This is a genomic window from Pseudonocardia sp., from assembly GCF_029263155.1.
Classification (GTDB): domain Bacteria; phylum Actinomycetota; class Actinomycetes; order Mycobacteriales; family Pseudonocardiaceae; genus Pseudonocardia.
In genome coordinates, this window is record NZ_JAJCYB010000104.1 from 14828 (window position 1) to 32115 (window position 17288).

Consider the following 17288-nt stretch of genomic DNA (forward strand, 5'->3'; position numbering starts at 1 on the left):
CCGGGCGCCGACCGGTTCCGTGTGATGGGATGCTCCTTTGCCCTCCGAGAGAAGGTCGACTCCTCGCCCATGGCTCCGCCCAACCTCACCCGAACCGATGCCGAACGCCGCGCCGCGCTGCTGACGGTGGCGGACTACCGCGTCGAGATCGACCTGACCGACGGCGGAGGCAAACCGGGCGTGGAGACGTTCCCGACCCTCACCACGGTCCGCTTCTCCTGCGCCGACCCCGGCGCGGACAGCTGGATCGACCTGGTCGCCGCCGAGGTCGCCTCGGCCACCCTCAACGGCACCGCGCTCGACGTCTCCGGCTACCGCGAGTCCGACGGCATCGCGCTGCCCGCCCTGGCCGCCGACAACGAGCTGCGCGTCGAGGCCACCGGCCGCTACATGCACACCGGCGAGGGCCTGCACCGATTCGTCGACCCGGTCGACGGGAGCGTCTACCTGTACTCCCAGTTCGAGACGGCCGACGCGAAACGCATGTTCGCCTGCTTCGACCAGCCCGACCTCAAGGCCCGCTACACGCTCACGGTCACCGCGCCGCCGGACTGGCAGGTGGTCTCCAACGCGGCCGCCGACAGCGTCACCGACGGCGTGCACCGCTTCGCCACCACCGAGATCATGAGCACCTACCTGGTGGCGCTCATCGCCGGCCCGTACGCCGTGTGGCGCGATGAGCACGACGGCATCCCGCTGGGCATCTTCTGCCGCGCGTCGCTGGCCCCCCACATGGACCACGAGCGGCTGTTCACCGAGACCAAGCAGGGTTTCGACTTCTTCCACCGCGCGTTCGGCGTGCGGTACCCGTTCGGCAAGTACGACCAGCTGTTCGTCCCGGAGTTCAACGCGGGTGCGATGGAGAACGCGGGCGCGGTCACGTTCCTGGAGGACTACGTCTTCCGTTCCCGCGTCACCCGCTCGGTCTACGAGCGGCGCGCGGAGACCGTGCTGCACGAGATGGCGCACATGTGGTTCGGCGATCTCGTCACCATGGCGTGGTGGGACGATCTCTGGCTCAACGAGTCGTTCGCCACCTGGGCCAGCGTGATCTGCCAGGCCGAGGCCACCGAGTACACCGAGGCGTGGACCACCTTCGCCACCATCGAGAAGAGCTGGGCGTACCGCCAGGACCAGCTGCCCTCCACCCACCCGGTCGCCGCCGACATCCCGGACCTGGCGGCGGTCGAGGTCAACTTCGACGGCATCACCTACGCCAAGGGCGCGAGCGTGCTCAAGCAGCTCGTGGCCTACGTCGGGCTGGAGCCCTTCCTCGCCGGGCTGCGCAGCTACTTCACCGCGCACGCCTGGGGCAACGCCACCTTCGACGACCTGCTCGGCGCGCTGGAGGAGTCCTCGGGCCGCGACCTGTCGGGCTGGGGGGCCCAGTGGCTGCGCACCACGGGCCTGAACATGCTGCGGCCCTCGTTCGACCTCGACGCCGACGGGGCGTTCACCCGGTTCGAGGTGGTGCAGGGCGGCGCCCGTCCCGGCGCGGGCGAGCTGCGCACCCACCGCATCGCGGTCGGTGTCTACGACGATGACGGCTCCGGGCAGCTGGTGCGCACCCGGCGGGTCGAGGTGGACGTCACCGGCGAGCGCACGCCCGTTCCCGACCTGGTGGGGGTGTCGCGGGGCAAGCTCGTCCTGGTCAACGACGACGACCTCACCTACTGCGCGCTGCGCCTGGACCCCGACTCGCTGGTCACGCTGATCGACCGCATCGGTGACATCGCCGAGCCGCTGCCCCGCACGCTGTGCTGGTCGGCGGCGTGGGAGATGACGCGCGAGGCCGAGCTCAAGGCCCGCGACTTCACCGCGCTCGTGGCGGGCGGGTTCGGCGGCGAGTCGGAGGTCACGGTCCTGCAGCGGCTGCTCCTGCAGGCCCAGACCGCCGTCGCCTCCTACGCCGACGAGCAGTGGGCCGCCGAGCGGGGCTGGCCACTGCTCACCGACGCCCTGCGCTTCCGCCTCGACACCGCCCCCGCGGGCTCGGACGCGCAGCTGGCCGTGGTGAACTCGCTGGCCGGCAGCGTCCTGCCCCGCCCCACGCTGGACCGGATGCGCGGCTGGCTGTCCGACGTGGAGGTCCCCGACGGCCTCACCGTCGACACCGACCTGCGCTGGCGGCTGCTGCACGCCCTGGTCGCGCACGGCGAGGCCGGCGAAACGCGCATCGACGAGGAGCTGGCCCAGGACCCGACGTCCACGGGGCAGCGCCAGGCCGAGCGGGCCCGCGCCCTGATCCCCACGGCGCAGGCCAAGGAACGCGCGTGGCTGCGCGCGGTGCACGACGACGAGCTGCCTAACGCGGTCGCCGAGTCGGTGATCGCCGGGTTCGCGCACCCGGCGCAGCGGCCGCTGCTCGCGCCCTACGTCGAGCGCTACTTCGCCGAGGTCGCCGACGTGTGGGAGCGGCGCACCAGCGAGCGGGCGCAGTCCGTGGTGATCGGGCTGTTCCCGTCCTGGGCGGTCGACAAGGCCACCGTCGACGCCGCGGACGCCTGGCTGGCCGACGACAGCCACCCGGCGCCCCTGCGTCGGCTGGTGTCCGAGGGCCGGGCGGGCATCGTCCGGGCGCTGGGGGCGCGGGAGTTCGACCGGTCCTGAGCGTGCTCGCCGGCCGCGCCCTCGGCCGTTCGAGCTGCGCATCCTGTGGTCAGCAGCGCACGTCCCGACATGCGCGGGAGGCTGGAGGATGCGCAGCTCGAACAGTGCGGGTCACGCCGGCCCGACCAGCCCTCGGCGGGCACCGGTCACCGGGTCCCGCGGGACTACGGCGACGCCTTCCGCGTGCTCGCCGAGGTCGGTGTCCTGGACCCCGATCTGGCCGAGCGGATGGTGTCGTTGGCCGGTGCCCGCAACCTCATCGTCCACCTCTACGCCGAGGTCGACGACGAGCGGCTCGCCCGATCGGTCCGCCACGGGGGCCTGGACGACCTGGACGCGTTCGCACGGCGGATCGCCGGCCTGGTCGTGTGATCCCCGATCAGGGAGCCACTCCCGGCAGGTGGGCGTTGGCCCGGCGCACGAGCGGGGCGAGGTCGGCGATCTCGACCACCTCGCACCCGGCGGCCCGCAGCACCTCGTCACCCCGGCCGTCGACGAACAGCGCGGGCTCCCGCCAGGCGTAGACGACCCGCGCAATGCCCGAGCCCAGGATCAACCCCGTGCACGACACCGGGCGCGAGGCACGGGAGCTGCACGGCTCCAGCGAGCTGTAGACCGTGGCTCCCGCCAGGTCGGAACCCGCCAGGTCGGCCAGCGCGCTCTCCTCCGCGTGGTCGTGCGGGTCACGCCGGCCCGACCAGCCCTCGGCGAGCACGGCGCCGCCCGCGTCGACGACCAGCGCGCCCACCCGGAACGTCGACGACGGCGGGCACCGGTCGGCGAGCGCGACGGCGCGGCGCAGCAGCGTCCGGTCGTCCATCGCCACCCCCGGCCCGGTCAGTGCGCGCGCCGCCGGCCCCCGGCCTGGTCGGCGAGCATCCGCAGGCCCGACAGCAGCCCGCCCAGCAGATCGCCCTCGCGGAACGACGTGACCATGCTCATGACGGCCAGCTTCGCTCCCCGGTCGGGCAGCCGCACCCGCGCCTCGGCGCCGGTGACGACCTCGACGACGCGCTGCTCGGGGCTCACCGCGACCAGCACGGCCTCGCCGGGACCCTCCAGCCCGCCGTGCAGCTCGGCGACCCGGGCGGTCGGGTCCCCGCCGAGGTCGCCCAGGTAGATCGAGAACCGCAGGCCGGTGTCGCGGCTGGTCAGCGTGAGCGCCTCGTCGAGACGGGCCAGCTGCACCGGGGAGAACGGGTGGTCGGCCGGGGACGGCTCGACGAAGTTCTCGGCCGTGGACACCCGGCCGGACGCCGTGATCACCGATCCCTCGGGGAGGTCCTCCGACCCGGGTCGGACCAGGGCCTGCCCGTCGCCGTGCAGGTCGGTCGTGCTTCCCGGCGTGCTGCTGCTACCAGCTGCCACGGGCACCTCCTCGTTCCCCGGCCACGGCGTGACCGTCGGCGGCCGGCAGCTGCGCGCCGGCCGGGTTCGCCGTCCACCACAGGGGCTCGTGCGGCCACGGCTGCCCGACGCGGTAGCGCGGCCTGCGCGCCATCTTCGGACCCGCGACCAGCACCGCGATGAGCAGGTACAACGCCGCCGAGGGCACCGCGTACCAGAGGATCGACACCAACACGTCCACGGTAGGAGAACCTAGCCGATGGAGGTCCGTGGTCTAGCGTGGCGTCCCGTGCGCGCAGTGGTCACCGGCGGAGCCGGCTTCATCGGATCGAACCTCGTGGACGGGTTGACGGCCCGCAGGGACGAGGTGCTGGTCCTCGACGACCTCAGCCACGGCAGCGAGGCCAACCTCGCCGCGGCGCAGGAGCGGGGCGCGCGCCTGGCGAAGGTCGACATCCGCGACGCCGAGGCGGTGCACGGCGAGCTCACCGCGTTCGCGCCGGAGGTCGTGTTCCACATGGCCGCCCAGATCGACGTGCGCACCTCGATGGTCGAGCCCGCCCGCGACGCGCAGACCAACGTGCTGGGCTCGCTCAACGTGTTCACCGCCGCGCTGGCCGCGGGTGCGCGCCGCGTCGTCAACACCTCCACGGGCGGTGCGATCTACGGCGAGACCACGCAGGTGCCCACCCCGGAGACGGCCCCCGCCCGCCCGCTGTCGGCGTACGGCCTGGGCAAGCGCACCGTCGAGGAGTACGGCGCCTGGTTCGGCCAGACCCACGGCCTCGACGTGCTGACGCTGCGCTACGGCAACGTCTACGGCCCGCGCCAGGATCCCAAGGGCGACGCGGGCGTCATCGCGATCTTCTGCGACCGGGTGCTCACCGGCCGCGCCCCCACGGTGTTCGGCGACGGTCGCCAGACCCGCGACTACGTGTTCGTCGGCGACATCGTGGCGGCCAACCTGCTCGCCGCCGACGCGCCCGCCCCGGCCCACGCCGTCTACAACGTGGGCACCGGCACCGAGGTCGACATCCTCGAGCTGGTCGACGCCGTGGCCCGCGCCGCCGACGTCGACCCCGCCGCGTTCGCGCCCGAGCACCAACCCGCCCGGGCGGGCGAGGTGCTGCGCAGCTGCCTCGACGTCACGCTGGCCCGCACGGAGCTGGGCCTACCCGCGCCGACGCCGTTGACCGACGGCCTGCGCGCCACGCTGGACTGGGTCCGCAGCGTCTCCTGACGCGGGATCGGGACCGGCGCGGTCAGCGCAGCCCGCGCACCACGCGGCGTGCCGTCCGGGCCCATCGGCCGGGCGGGCTGGCCAGGCGGGCCCAGAGACCCGCCCGGCGCAGGAGCTCCGCCGGCCCGCCGCCGTCGATCCGCTGGTAGGCCACGAGGTCGCCCACCATGGCGACCTGCCGGAACCCGGACCGCAGCAGGAGGTACCGCTCCCGGCGCTCGTCGACGTGCAGGTGCAGGGCGTTCTCCAGGCTCGGTGGCCGGACCTCGATGTTGGCCAGCAGGTAGCCGCCCGGCGCGAGGGCCCGGTGCAGCGTCCGCGCCGCCGCGGCGATGTCCGGGACGTGCCCGAGCGCGTCGATGGCGGTCACGACGTCGTAGGCCCCGGCGGGCAGGTCCTCCGCCGTGAGATCGACGAACCGAGGGGACGGCTCGAGTCCCTTCAGCCGGAACCGGGCGAAGTCGAGCAGCGTGGACGACACGTCCGCCAGGGTCGACTCCCACCCGCGGCGGGCGAACAGCCCGCCGGTGGCGCCGATGCCGGAGCCGAAGTCCAGATGCCTGCGCCCGCCGGTACGCGCCTCGGCCCAGCGCAGCGCGGCGACGCTGACCGGGCGGTGGTGACCCTCGGCCTGCAGGTAGGCGTACCAGAGGAGGTCGAAGCTCCAGGACGTCGTGCTGCGGTAGAACCGCAGCAGGCCGTCCTCGCCCTTGCGCTCCTCCGCCTGCCACTCCTCGACGCTGAGCTCCTCCCAGTGGATGCACCGGCGGACGACCTCGTCGTCGCTGAGCCCGTAGAAGGTGGCGAGGTCGCCGACGACGGACTCCCGCACCGAGCGGCCGTCGCGCCGCAGCGCGGACCGGAAGTCGTCCATCTCGCTGCTGTGCCACGCCGCCTGCAGGTCGGCATCCCACACCGTCGGGTCCGGGGCGGGCGCGCCGGGCGCGGCCGGGTCGACGTGCTCACCCTGCCGCAGCTCCGCCGACCGGTCGGGCCGCACGGCCCGCACGACCCGGTCCCGCAGGGTCGTCCACGCACTCGACCTGCTCACAGCGGCTCCTCCCACGGACGGCGGGTACGGGGTGGACCGCGTCGACGAACCGCAGAGGACGTGGTCGGATCCCGCCCGATCCTCCGAATCGTCTCGTACGGCACGCACGCCCGTTACGGGGGGTAGACGCAGCAGCGCCGTCCGGCCCACGACGGGCGCGCCCGGATGTACCTGCAGCTCGGATGCGGTCGGCGGTCACCAGGACGGCGGCCGGGCGGTCCGGTCGCGGCCGCTCGCGGCGTCGAGCTGGGCGCCCAGCTCCAGGAGCAGGGCGTCGTCGCCCGCCCGGCCGACCAGCTGCACCGACACCGGCAGCGCGGGCCCGTCTGCCGGGCCGTCGGCGGGGCGCCCGGACGTGACCGGCAGGCTCAGCGCGGGCTGGCCGGTGAGGTTGTAGGTGGCGGTGAACGGGGTGAACCGCTTCTGCCGCTCGAAGTCCTGCGCCGGGTCGCCGCCCGCGGTGAACCAGCCCACCGGCCGCGGCAGCTGCGCGAGCATCGGGGTGAGCACCACGTCGACACCGGCCGCGGCCTGCGCGCCCACCACCCGTCGGGTCAGCGCGATCGCGGACTGGGTGGCCCCGAGGTACTGCGGGCCCGAGATCGCCGACCCGCGGTCGCGCCACCACCGGGTCAGCGGCTCCAGCAGCGGCTCGGCGTCGGCCGGCACCGGGTGTCCGTGCGCGAGCACCGCCCAGAGCACCTCGAAGACGGGCAGGAAGTCCTCGTCCAGACCCGGGTCGTACTCGACGACGTCGTGCCCGAGCCCGGCCAGCAGCTCGGTGGCACGGTCGTAGGCGGCCACGCAGGCCGGGTCGAGGACGGCGTCGGGTACGGGGGGCGTCGAGTAGCGCCCGATCCGCAGCCGCCGCGGCTGCGCCCGCAGCGCCGCCGCCAGGTAGGTCTCGGCGGGCCGTGCGAGCAGCGGGTAGGGCTCCCCCGGGACGACGGCGGCCAGCACGTCGAGCATCGCCGCGGCGTCGTCGACGGTGCGGGCGAGCGGCCCGGACACCGACATCCCCAGCGGGTCCCCGCCCGTCGGGCCGCGCGACACCAGCCCGCGCGTGGTCTTGAGCCCCACCAGGCCGCAGCAGGCGGCCGGGATGCGGATCGACCCGCCCCCGTCGGTGCCGTGCGCGAACGCCACCAGGCCCCCGGCGACGGCCGCCGCCGCTCCCCCGCTGGACCCGCCCGCGAGCCGCGAGACGTCCCACGGCGTGACCGCCGGCGGGCGTCCGGCGGGCTCGGTGTAGGGCGGCAGCCCGAACTCCGGTGTGGCCGTCTTGCCCACGCTCACCGCCCCCGCCTCGCGCAGCAGCCGCGCCGCGTCGTCGTCGACGGTGGGGACGTAGCCCTCGTACACCCGCGACCCGAACCCGGTCGGGACGCCGGCCGTCAGCGCCAGGTCCTTGATCGCGGTCGGCACGCCGAGGAACGGGGCCGGGTCGCCCTGTGCGAGGCGCTCGTCCGCGGCCCGGGCCTGCTCCAGCGCGCGGTCGGCGGTGACGGTGGCGAACGCGCCCGGGTCGCTCGCGGCGATCCGGCGCAGCGTGTGCTCGACCAGCTCGGCCGAGGACAGGTCGCCGCGGCGCAGCGCCGCGGCCTGGTCACGGGCGGTCAGGTCGTGCGGCGCGCTCACGCGGCGGGTCTACCACATCGCGCGGCCCGGGATCAGCCGATCACCCGCATGTCGGCGTCGAGCGTGCCGACGGCCTGCCGCGCCGACAGGGCCGCGAGCCGGGTGAAGCGCACGTCGAAGGCCTCCTGGGTGAGCCCCCGGGCACGGTAGGCGTCGGCGAGCTGGCGCGCTCCGTCCGGGATCGTCCACCGCGCCTCGAAGTCGAGCACCTTGCGGGCCCTGCTGAAATCGACCCGGTACGAGCGGGGGTCGCCGCCCGATTCGCCGGTGATCTCCAGAACCGAACCGGGGACGGCCTCGACGACGGCCTGCGCGATCTCGGCGACGGTCGAGTTGTTGGCCTCGGTACCGACGTTGAACGCCTGTGCCCGCACGTCGTCGGCCGGTGCGGCGAGTGCGGCGGCCACAGCACCGGCGATGTCCTCGGCGTGCGCGAGCGGTCGCCACGGGGTGCCGTCGGAGAGAACGGTGACCTTTCCGGTCAGGATCGCCCGGCCGACGAGGTTGTTCAGGACGATGTCGGCACGCAGGCGCGGCGAGAAGCCGAAGGCCGTGGCGTTGCGAAGGGAGACGGGCACGAAGTCCTGGTCGGCCAGCTCGGCGAGATCGTCCTCGACACGGACCTTGGACTCCGCATAGGGAGTGACCGGCTTGAGCGGCGCGGACTCGTCGACCAGGTTCTCACCGGACTGGGCGCCGTACACCGAGCAGGTCGAGGCGTAGGCGAACCGCCGGACGCCGGCCTCCTTGGCCAGCCGCGCGAGCCGCGTCGACGCATGGTGGTTGATCTCGTAGGTGATCTCGGGGGCCAGCGACCCCAGCGGATCGTTCGACAGCGCGGCCATGTGCACGACCGCGTCGAAGCCGCGCAGCTGCTGCACGGTCACGTCCCGGAGGTCGACCGCGAGCCCGGGGACGTCGGGCACGTCGAGCGAGCCGAGCACGCAGTCGGCGAAGAGCCCGCTGTCGAGTCCCGTGACCTGGTGCCCGGCCGCGGTGAGGATCGGGGCCATCACCGTCCCCAGGTAGCCCTGATGTCCGGTCAGCAGTACGCGCAAGGTGGGACTCCTACCGTGTCGAGGTGGGTTCAGACGATCTCGAGCGTCGGGATCGGGAAGACCAACCGGCCGCCCCAGTCCCGGACGTACGACAGCTGCTCGGTCAGCTCGTCGCGCAGGTTCCAGGGCAGTACGAGCACGTAGTCGGGGCGGTCGGCGGCGATCTGCTCGGGCGGGAGCACCGGGATCCGGGTCCCCGGGGTGAACCGGCCGTGCTTGTAGGGGTTGCGGTCGACCGTGTAGGCGAGCAGGTCGGGTCGGATACCGCAGTAGTTGAGCAGCGTGTTTCCCTTGCCCGGAGCCCCGTAGCCGACGACCCGCTTACCCGCGCGACGCGCCTCGATCAGGAACGCGACGAGGTCGTCACGCACCCGCGACACCGCCTCGGCGAACCCGTCGTGGCCTTCCGCCGTGTGCAGACCGGCCGCCGCCTCCGCGGCGAGCACCTCGGCCACCCGCGGCGAGGGCTCGCCGGCCGACTCCAGCGGACGGGCCCACAGCCGGATCGAGCCGCCGTGGGTGTCGAGCAGCTCGACGTCGACCAGCGCCAGCCCGCCCGACGCGAGCGCGCGCTGCGCGGTGAGCACGGTGTAGTACTGGAAGTGCTCGTGATAGACGGTGTCGAACTGGGTGCGCTGCACCAGCGTCAGCAGGTGCTGCACCTCGATCGAGACCCACCCGTCGTCGGCCACGAGCGCGCGCAGGCCCTCCGTGAAGCCGACGACGTCCGGGATATGGGCGTAGACGTTGTTGGCCACGACCAGATCGGCCGCCCCGTGCTGGGCCCGCACGTCCGCTCCGGTCTCCGGGCTCAGGAACGCCGTCGTCGTCGGCACCCCCTTGTCCCGCGCCGCCTGTCCGACGTTCGCCGAGGGCTCCACGCCCAGGCAGCGGATCCCCTTCTCGACGACGTGCTGCAGCAGGTACCCGTCGTTGCTGGCCACCTCGACGACGAAGGAGCCCGCGCCGAGCCCCAGCCGCCCGACCGCACCGTCGACGAAGGACCGGGCGTGCTCCACCCACGACGTGGCGAAAGAGGAGAAGTAGGCGTACTCGGTGAACGTCTCCTCCGGTGTGATCAACGGTGGCAACTGCGCGAGCAGGCAGCCGTCACACACCCGCACGTGCAGGGGGTACGTCACCTCGGCGGCCTCCGCCGCCTCGGCAGTCAGGAACAGCTCGCAGGGGGGCGTCGCACCCAGGTCCAGGAAGCTGCGCAGCTCCGCGGACCCGCACAGGCGGCACGTCAGGCCCATTTCCCGTTCCTGGTCCCGCAGCTTGCGTTCGACGAGCACGGTCACGACGCTGATCTCCAACTCTGCTCGACCGAGGGCTGACGTGGTGGCCCCGGGCTCGCCTCGTGGCTCGCAGATGAACCGGCCGTCGTTACCTCCGCGGTCCCGGCGCGCCACGGTGTTAACGCGGCGTGCCGACAGCACGAGCACACATCGCGATGGACTGCTCCGATCCTGAGAGGCTCCCGATGAAGGTCGTCCTGTTCTGTGGCGGATACGGCATGAGGATGCGCGACGGGCAGTCCGACGTGCCCAAGCCCATGACGACCGTCGGGCCGCGCCCCCTGATCTGGCACGTCATGCGCTACTACGCGCACTTCGGCCACAAGGACTTCGTCCTGTGCCTCGGCTACGGCGCACACCACATCAAGGACTACTTCCTCGACTACGCCGAGACGGCGTCGAACGACTTCGTACTCCGCGGCGGACAGGTCGAACTGCTCGGCTCGGACATCCAGGACTGGAACATCACCTTCGTGCACACCGGCCTCGACTCGCCCATCGGCGAGCGCCTGCGCCGCGTGCGGGAGCACGTCGAACACGAGGAGATGTTCCTTGCCAACTACGCCGACGTCCTCACCGATCTCCCCCTCAACGACATGATCGACACCTTCAAGGCGAGCGACGCCGTCGGGTCCCTGCTGGCTGTGCCGCCGCAGTCCGCCTTCCACTGCGTCGATCTCAACGGCGACGACGACCGCATCGCCTCCATCCGGACCCTGCAGGACATGCCTCTCTGGGAGAACGGCGGCTACTTCGCGTTGCGCCCGGAGATCTTCGACTTCCTGCCCGAGAACGGCGACCTCATCGCCGATGCGTGCATGCCACTCGCGGCACAGGGCCGCATGCTCGCCTACCGCTACCGCGGGTTCTGGCGGCCGGCGGACACGGTGAAGGAGCGGACAGCACTGGAGGCGGCCTACCGCTCCGGGTTGTGCCCTTGGATGCTGTGGAACCACGCCGAGGGTCGCGACCCGCTCCAGGCCGCGATCGCTCGACTGAGCCCGGCCGCGGTCGAGCGATGATCCCGCACCGTGCCCGATCCCGGCGGATCCGGTCCACATCCCGGCTCGCGGGGATGATCCGGCCGGTGCACCTGTGTCGGTGGGCGTCGCGCGCTCGGGATCCGACATGACGCGGGCCGGCGTCACGCCGCGGGGGTGGGAACTCCCGGACGGCGGGCGGTGGAGCCGGGCAGCAGCGAGGCGCTGAGCTCGACGAACTGCTCGTCGAGCCGCGCGCGGTTGGCCGCCAGTGTCGCAGCCATGGTCGCGGTGAGCTCCGCGCGACGCGACTCCAGCTCGGTGAACTGGCTGATCAGGCGGTCGACGTCGACGGATCCGGCGCGCTGGCAGTACTCCTCCAATCCCATCTCCGCCATCACGATGTCGTTCTTGACCGCGTAGCCGATCGAGATCGTCGGCTTCGCCATCTTCAGCGCGCACACCACGTTGTGATACCGGGTGGCCACCACGACGTCCAGGCCGACCATCTGCGTCATCAGTTCGTGCAACGAGTCCACCGGATCGGCTTGGACCTGCCCCGGCTCCAGGTCAGGGCGGCTCTCGCGCAGATCGGCGAGGATCTCCTGCACCACTGTCTCGTCCACGCGGTCCCCGGTCAGCAGCCGAACATCGCGACCGCCGTCGAGCAGCCAGCGTACGAACCGGCACATGCTCCCGACATATCGGTCGTGTAGTTCGTCGGCCCGGGCCCGGTCGTCGTCACCACCGTGGTAGTCGAGTACTCCGACGCCGACCGCACCCGTCCGGGTCCCGGGAACCGCCGGGGTGGGCAGGGAGAAGACGAGATCGGGGTAGACCGGGTCGCCTCGCTCTGCCAGCCCCATCTCCCGCATCGCGTCGCGCGAGTACTCGTCCCGGAAACTCAGATAGTGCGCGCGTCGGGCTGCCGCCACGAACAACCGGCGGGTGGCCGGGTTGCGTACGACGTTCGCTCCGACGCTGACCAGCGCCACCCGGGTACCGAACCAGCGCCCGAACGTGCACAGCAGGAACAGCGAGTACGGCGTGCCCCACGGACGCAGAGGCAGCGTCGCCTCGAACGCCCCCATGCCCGGCATGATCACGGCGTCGTGCCGGCGCACCCAGGCGGCGATCCGGAAGGCATCGACGACCTTGCCGAGCGCCTTACGGGCGATGGCCGGCAAGCCCGCGGCGGTCTCGTACTCGCGACGGTTCCAGTGCAGGCGGGTGGCGGGCATGCCGAACCGCCTGGTGACCTCGGCCGGACCGTCACAGATCGCATCGAGGACAGCGTCCGGGTGCGCGGTCCGCAGGTATGCCAGGACCGCATCGAGTGAGCCGTCGTTGCCGATGTTCCCCGAACCGAGTAGGCCGAACAGGCCGACCCGGGGACCGAAGTCCGCTGTTGTCGTCACCGGGTTGGTGTCGGAGGTCGTCAGCAACCCGTTACGCCGCACGAGCCGCATCGGTAACGAACCCGTCGGGTGGCCCGAGTAGCCGAGGTGCAGACCGACATCGCTCCTCGCCAGACCGGTCCGCCGGTGGTGCCCACCGCCCTGCGCATCCCGATGATCGTGATCGCCTCGGCGTGCGCTGCCACACTCGTGGCCCTCGCGGTGCTGTACGCAGGATCGACGGCCCCCGATGGCGCCGACCGCTGGGCGCGGTCGACCGTCCTGGACCTGCTCCCGCTCGACGTGGGCACAGCATTTCGGATCGACATCGTGGGCGACCCTCGCGTCGTCGGCGTGCTCATGCTCGTCCTCACCGGGATCTGCCTGTGGCTGGGTCGTCGGCGGCTCGCCCTCGTCGCAGTCGCCGGCCCCGTACTCACCGGGGTCGTGACCACGGTGCTCAAGCCCGTCACCGGCCGCACGATCCACGAGGGTTTCCTCGCGTACCCCAGCGGGCACACCGCCGCCGTCACGGCACTTGCGCTCGTCTCGGCACTGCTGGTCGTCGAATTCCTGCGCGCCGGGACGCCGGCCAAGATGGTGTTCGTCGTGTCGGTCACGAGTGCGGCCGGTGGCGTCATGGCGTGGTCCCAGATCACCCTCGACGCCCACTACTCCACCGACACCGTGGGCGGCTTCTGCGCGGCGTTCGCGGTGGTCACGCTCGTTGCAGTCGCGGTCGACCGGTCGGCCCGGCCGAGATCGACATCCCCGTAACGGGTGGGGCACGGGGCACGAGTCCTCCCTCGGGGCGTCGATCGGCGAGTCGGCCCGAGCCCGCGGAACGGACGACCACGGAGGACGTATGGCGAGCCCGGCGCTGAGCGCCACACGCTCCCTCGCTGGGCGGCTGAGCTGGGGACTCGCCGACCAGGCCGTCTCCAGCCTGACCAACTTCGCCGTCGGCATCATCGTCGCCCGCTCTCTGGGGGTCGCCGACTTCGGCAGCTTCAGCCTTGCGTGGGTCACCTACGGGGTGGCGCTGAACCTGTCCCGGGGGTTGGCGACCGATCCACTTGTCGTCCGCTTCAGCGGCGTGCCGATCACGGCCTGGCGCAGGGCGGTGGCGAGCTCGTCGGGCACGGCCCTGGCCGTCGGCTGTGCTACCGGTGCGGTGTGTGTCCTGGCGGGTCTCGTTGCCGGGGGTTCGGTCGGTACGGCGTTCGTCGCGCTGGGACTTGTGATGCCGGCCCTGCTTCTACAGGACAGCTGGAGGTACGCGTTCTTCGCCGGGACCCAGGGCCGCAGGGCGTTCACGAACGACGTGGTGTGGGCGGTTGTCCTCGTACCCGCGCTGGCCCTCGCTGCGCTGACGGGCAGCGTGTTCGGGTTCGTGCTGGCCTGGGGTCTCTCAGCCGCAGCCGCCGCCGCCTTCGGGTGGGTGCAGACGCGGGTACGTCCAGACCTGGGCGCGGTGCGCCTCTGGGCTCGGACCCACCGCGACCTCGGTGCCCGCTACATGATCGAGAACGTGAGCATGAGCGGTGCGGCACAGATCCGGATGTACGGGCTGGGCGCCGTCGCCGGACTCGCTTCGGTCGGCACCGTGCGTGGCGGCGAGCTGCTGGTCGGCCCGTTCCTCGCCGTCCTGATGGGACTGAGCATGGTTGCGGTTCCGGAGGCAGCACGGCTGCTGCGGCAGGCACCGCACCGCCTGCCCGCCTTCTGCCTGCTCCTGGGCGGCGGGCAGGCGCTCGCCGCCGCGGCATGGGGTGCGGCCCTGCTCCTGCTGCTGCCGGACGCGGTCGGGCGCTACGTGCTCGGGCCGGTCTGGGTCACCGCCTCAGCCCTGATCATCCCCGCGACCCTGTCCGTCATGAACGCCAGCCTCTCCACGGGCGCAGCCGCAGGCCTCCGCGCGCTGGGGGCCTCCCGCCGCAGCCTGCGGGCCCAGCTGATCGCCGCGGTGCTCTACGCGACCGGCGGCATCACCGGCGCCGTCATGGCCGGAGCGTTGGGGTCCAGCTGGGGCGTCGCCGCTGCCACGCTGGTCGCTGCGGCCGTCTGGTGGCGCGAGCTGCGCTCCGGGCTTCGCGACCAGGTAACCGCTGTGCCCCGCGGTCGCCACCGGCGGCAACGGGTCACCCTCTCAGCCCCGAACTCACCCTCCACCGGGAGATGAGGACTACATCATGAGTGCCGTTCCGCGACTGAGCATCGGCCTGCCGGTCTACAACGGAGAGGAATACCTGGCCGATTCGGTCGACACGCTACTAACCCAGAGTTTCGAGGACTTCGAACTAATCATCTCCGACAACGCCTCGACCGACCGGACCGAGGCCATCTGCCGCCGCTTCGCCGCAGTAGACAGTCGGATCCGCTACCTCCGACAGCCCCGCAACATCGGCGCAGCGGAGAACCACAACATAGTCGTTCGTCATGCTCGGGGTGAACTCTTCAAATGGGCCGCACATGACGACCTCTACGGCCGAGACCTGCTGCAACGATGCGTGGAGGTGCTCGACAGAAATCCAGATGTCGTACTTGCTACATGCCATGCGGCAGTGATTGATGCAGCAGGTGAGGTCGTCGACACCGTGGATCGATCACCGGCTGCCACGGCGTCGCCGCGGGCACCCGAACGCTTCCGCGCACTGCTCTTCGCCGTTGCGGGCGATGACGACTACGGAGTAATCCGTACCGATGTGCTGGTCCGTACGCCTCTCACCGGTAGCTACTACCACTCAGATCGAACCCTCGTGGCGGAACTAGCTCTGCACGGCCGCTTCCACCGAGTCCCCGAGACCCTCTACTTCCGACGCGACCTGCCTGGTCGCGCCGGAGGACCGGATCAAACCGTCCGCGAGTGGTGCGTGAAACACGATCCGCGCCGCGCTGACAGACTGCGACACCCGACTGCACGTCTACTTGGCGAGTACGTGTGGGGCTTCGCTGGCGCCGTGCTTCGCGCCCCGATGTCGACAGCAGACAAGTGGAGGTGCTTCTTGGCCCTTTTGCGGTACCTGGCCAGTCGAGTTGTACGGCGTTCAGGTCGACCCGAGGCCTGCCCAGGGCAACGCGAGATCATACACCCGACGCTATCCGAACCGGTCACGAGCACGAATGACGAGCGGTGACGAACATCGACAAACCTGATCAATTGGCGCCGCGGCGATGGACCCCAGACGCCCGTTGTCCGAATAGGCGGAATAGCACTGCGAACCGGACGACGATCGGACCCAGCTGGAGTAACTCGGAAAGTTGCGAGCGTAGGGTAAACGAATCTCAACACGCCGAGACGCGAGCCGGTGGAACCAGTACGACTACTCAAGGATACTCACATGACGCCCAGTGACGGATTCCTCCCACAATCAGACGCGCTGAATGCGCGGCTGCACCACATGGTTCCAGGCGGTGCCCACACCTACGCCAAGGGCGACGATCAGTATCCGGCCGGACTAGCTCCCGTCATATCGCATGGTCGCGGCGCACATGTCTGGGATGTCGAGGGCAACGACTACGTCGAGTTCGGCGCTGGGCTCCGGTCCGTCAGTCTGGGCCATGCCCATCCGCGGGTCGTAGAGGCAGTGACCCGGGAACTGCATCGCGGCGCGAACTTCGTACGTCCCAGCGTCCTCGAGGTCGACGCCGCCGAGTGTTTCCTGACAACAGTTCCAACGGCCGAAATGGTGAAGTTTGCGAAGAACGGATCAGATGTCACGACAGCGGCGGTGCGCCTGGCGAGGGCAGTCACAGGACGACCCCTGGTCGCCATCTGCCGAGATCAACCGTTCTTCTCGACCGATGACTGGTTCATTGCAACAACACCAATGTCGGCCGGAGTTCCTCGACAGATTAGGGAACTGACAATTGGGTTTCCCTTCGGTGACATCGCCGCAACAAAGGCCCTCCTGACCGAACATGCGGACCAGATCGCTTGCATGGTGCTCGAGCCCGGAGGAGTGAAGGAGCCACCTCCCGGATATCTCACAGATCTTCGGAAACTCGCGGATAGCACCGGTTGCCTGCTTGTCTTCGACGAAATGATCACAGGTTTTCGGTGGTCCGCGGCTGGTGCGCAGGGCTTGTACGGAGTGGTCCCGGATCTGTCGACGTTCGGCAAAGCATTGGGAAACGGGTTTGCTGTCTCCGCGCTCGCCGGGCGACGTGAGTTCATGGAGAGGGGCGGAATCCGCGATCGCCGAGAACGGGTGTTCCTGCTCTCGACCACACACGGCGCGGAGACCCACTCACTCGCGGCAGCGATGGCCGTGATGCAGACCTACGTCGAGGAGGGCGTATCCGCACAACTGCATGCGCTCGGCGAGCGCCTTGCCAGCGGGGTGCGTGAGGTTGCCCGCTCGATGGGTGTGGGGGAGCACCTGCTGGTTCACGGCAGACCCAGCAACCTCGTTTTCGGCACGCTGGACAGCAATGGCGAGGCGTCACAAGCCTATCGGACGCTCTTCCTCCGGCAGCTGATCAGCGGTGGTGTTTTGGCACCGTCGTTCGTGGTGTCCAGTGCACTCACCGACTCCGACATCGACCAGACCGTTGCAGTGGTCGAGCGCGCGTGTGCCGTGTACCGAAAGGCACTCGATGCAGGGGATCCGACACCGTGGCTCAGCGGGCGCCCGGTCCGACCGGTCTTCCGTCGCTTCAGCTGAAC

16 protein-coding genes are annotated in these 17288 nt (G+C 71.1%); 8 read left to right on the forward strand and 8 right to left on the reverse strand.

What is annotated here, in order from left to right; genetic code table 11:
• The first annotated feature begins 69 nt into the window (after positions 1 to 69).
• A complete protein-coding gene (pepN, locus tag Q1K26_RS21440; RefSeq protein ID WP_300015937.1) occupies positions 70 to 2610 on the forward strand; it encodes an aminopeptidase N in 2541 nt (846 codons plus the stop codon).
• A 69-nt stretch (positions 2611 to 2679) separates the two neighbouring features.
• A complete protein-coding gene (locus Q1K26_RS21445) occupies positions 2680 to 2982 on the forward strand; it encodes a HepT-like ribonuclease domain-containing protein (RefSeq protein WP_300015940.1) in 303 nt (100 codons plus the stop codon).
• Between the two features lie 7 nt (positions 2983 to 2989).
• On the opposite strand, the gene Q1K26_RS21450 is transcribed toward Q1K26_RS21445, so the two are convergent.
• Genes Q1K26_RS21450 through Q1K26_RS21460 form a run of 3 tightly spaced genes read right to left on the reverse strand, consistent with a single transcriptional unit; the run spans position 2990 to position 4198 of the window.
• Positions 2990 to 3436, reverse strand: a complete 447-nt coding sequence (locus Q1K26_RS21450) for a dCMP deaminase (protein WP_363320516.1) — start codon at positions 3434 to 3436, stop codon at positions 2990 to 2992.
• A gap of 11 nt (positions 3437 to 3447) precedes the next feature.
• Positions 3448 to 3936 (reverse strand): DUF5130 family protein, encoded by a 489-nt coding sequence (locus tag Q1K26_RS21455; RefSeq protein ID WP_300016266.1) that lies wholly within the window; start codon positions 3934 to 3936, stop codon positions 3448 to 3450.
• Positions 3937 to 3964: 28 nt separating this feature from the next.
• Positions 3965 to 4198, reverse strand: a complete 234-nt coding sequence (locus tag Q1K26_RS21460; RefSeq protein WP_300015943.1) for a hypothetical protein — start codon at positions 4196 to 4198, stop codon at positions 3965 to 3967.
• 48 nt (positions 4199 to 4246) lie between these two features.
• Here Q1K26_RS21460 and Q1K26_RS21465 point away from each other — a divergent pair, with 48 nt between their 5' ends.
• Positions 4247 to 5197 (forward strand): NAD-dependent epimerase/dehydratase family protein, encoded by a 951-nt coding sequence (locus Q1K26_RS21465; protein ID WP_300015946.1) that lies wholly within the window; start codon positions 4247 to 4249, stop codon positions 5195 to 5197.
• A 22-nt stretch (positions 5198 to 5219) separates the two neighbouring features.
• Here the strand turns inward: Q1K26_RS21465 and Q1K26_RS21470 are convergent, their stop codons facing one another.
• The 4 genes from Q1K26_RS21470 to Q1K26_RS21485 form a co-directional block, all read right to left on the reverse strand.
• On the reverse strand, positions 5220 to 6248 hold the full coding sequence (locus tag Q1K26_RS21470) for a methyltransferase (protein WP_300015948.1): 1029 nt from the start codon (positions 6246 to 6248) through the stop codon (positions 5220 to 5222).
• A 195-nt stretch (positions 6249 to 6443) separates the two neighbouring features.
• Complete coding sequence (locus tag Q1K26_RS21475) at positions 6444 to 7886, reverse strand: amidase (protein ID WP_300015951.1); 1443 nt, start codon at positions 7884 to 7886, stop codon at positions 6444 to 6446.
• 32 nt (positions 7887 to 7918) lie between these two features.
• Positions 7919 to 8944: an SDR family oxidoreductase gene (locus tag Q1K26_RS21480; protein WP_300015954.1), complete on the reverse strand. Its 1026-nt coding sequence runs from the start codon at positions 8942 to 8944 to the stop codon at positions 7919 to 7921.
• A 29-nt stretch (positions 8945 to 8973) separates the two neighbouring features.
• Complete coding sequence (locus tag Q1K26_RS21485) at positions 8974 to 10200, reverse strand: class I SAM-dependent methyltransferase (protein WP_300016269.1); 1227 nt, start codon at positions 10198 to 10200, stop codon at positions 8974 to 8976.
• A gap of 227 nt (positions 10201 to 10427) precedes the next feature.
• On the opposite strand from Q1K26_RS21485, the gene Q1K26_RS21490 reads away from it, so the two are divergent.
• Complete coding sequence (locus tag Q1K26_RS21490; protein WP_300015957.1) at positions 10428 to 11264, forward strand: glucose-1-phosphate cytidylyltransferase; 837 nt, start codon at positions 10428 to 10430, stop codon at positions 11262 to 11264.
• A gap of 122 nt (positions 11265 to 11386) precedes the next feature.
• On the opposite strand, the gene Q1K26_RS21495 is transcribed toward Q1K26_RS21490, so the two are convergent.
• Positions 11387 to 12640, reverse strand: coding sequence for a polysaccharide pyruvyl transferase family protein (locus tag Q1K26_RS21495; protein ID WP_300015960.1), 1254 nt, complete (start codon positions 12638 to 12640; stop codon positions 11387 to 11389).
• Between the two features lie 69 nt (positions 12641 to 12709).
• On the opposite strand from Q1K26_RS21495, the gene Q1K26_RS21500 reads away from it, so the two are divergent.
• The 4 genes from Q1K26_RS21500 (at position 12710) to Q1K26_RS21515 (ending at position 17286) form a co-directional block, all read left to right on the forward strand.
• Complete coding sequence (locus tag Q1K26_RS21500) at positions 12710 to 13396, forward strand: phosphatase PAP2 family protein (RefSeq protein ID WP_300015963.1); 687 nt, start codon at positions 12710 to 12712, stop codon at positions 13394 to 13396.
• 88 nt (positions 13397 to 13484) lie between these two features.
• Positions 13485 to 14801, forward strand: a complete 1317-nt coding sequence (locus Q1K26_RS21505; RefSeq protein WP_300015966.1) for a hypothetical protein — start codon at positions 13485 to 13487, stop codon at positions 14799 to 14801.
• A gap of 10 nt (positions 14802 to 14811) precedes the next feature.
• Positions 14812 to 15756, forward strand: coding sequence for a glycosyltransferase family 2 protein (locus tag Q1K26_RS21510; RefSeq protein WP_300015969.1), 945 nt, complete (start codon positions 14812 to 14814; stop codon positions 15754 to 15756).
• Positions 15757 to 15960: 204 nt separating this feature from the next.
• The gene (locus tag Q1K26_RS21515; RefSeq protein ID WP_300015972.1) at positions 15961 to 17286 is read left to right on the forward strand and encodes a glutamate-1-semialdehyde 2,1-aminomutase; all 1326 of its coding nucleotides are present in this window, start codon (positions 15961 to 15963) and stop codon (positions 17284 to 17286) included.
• Positions 17287 to 17288 lie beyond the last annotated feature (2 nt).

Excerpts from the sequence above, each read along its gene's own strand:
- Q1K26_RS21490 (WP_300015957.1), top strand. The coding sequence starts at position 10,428 with ATGAAGGTCGTCCTGTTCTGTGGCGGATACGGCATGAGGATGCGCGAC.
- Q1K26_RS21445 (WP_300015940.1), top strand. The coding sequence starts at position 2,680 with ATGCGCGGGAGGCTGGAGGATGCGCAGCTCGAACAGTGCGGGTCACGC.
- Q1K26_RS21485 (WP_300016269.1), bottom strand. The coding sequence starts at position 10,200 with ATGGGCCTGACGTGCCGCCTGTGCGGGTCCGCGGAGCTGCGCAGCTTC.
- pepN (WP_300015937.1), top strand. The coding sequence starts at position 70 with ATGGCTCCGCCCAACCTCACCCGAACCGATGCCGAACGCCGCGCCGCG.
- Q1K26_RS21505 (WP_300015966.1), top strand. The coding sequence starts at position 13,485 with ATGGCGAGCCCGGCGCTGAGCGCCACACGCTCCCTCGCTGGGCGGCTG.
- Q1K26_RS21510 (WP_300015969.1), top strand. The coding sequence starts at position 14,812 with ATGAGTGCCGTTCCGCGACTGAGCATCGGCCTGCCGGTCTACAACGGA.
- Q1K26_RS21515 (WP_300015972.1), top strand. The coding sequence starts at position 15,961 with ATGACGCCCAGTGACGGATTCCTCCCACAATCAGACGCGCTGAATGCG.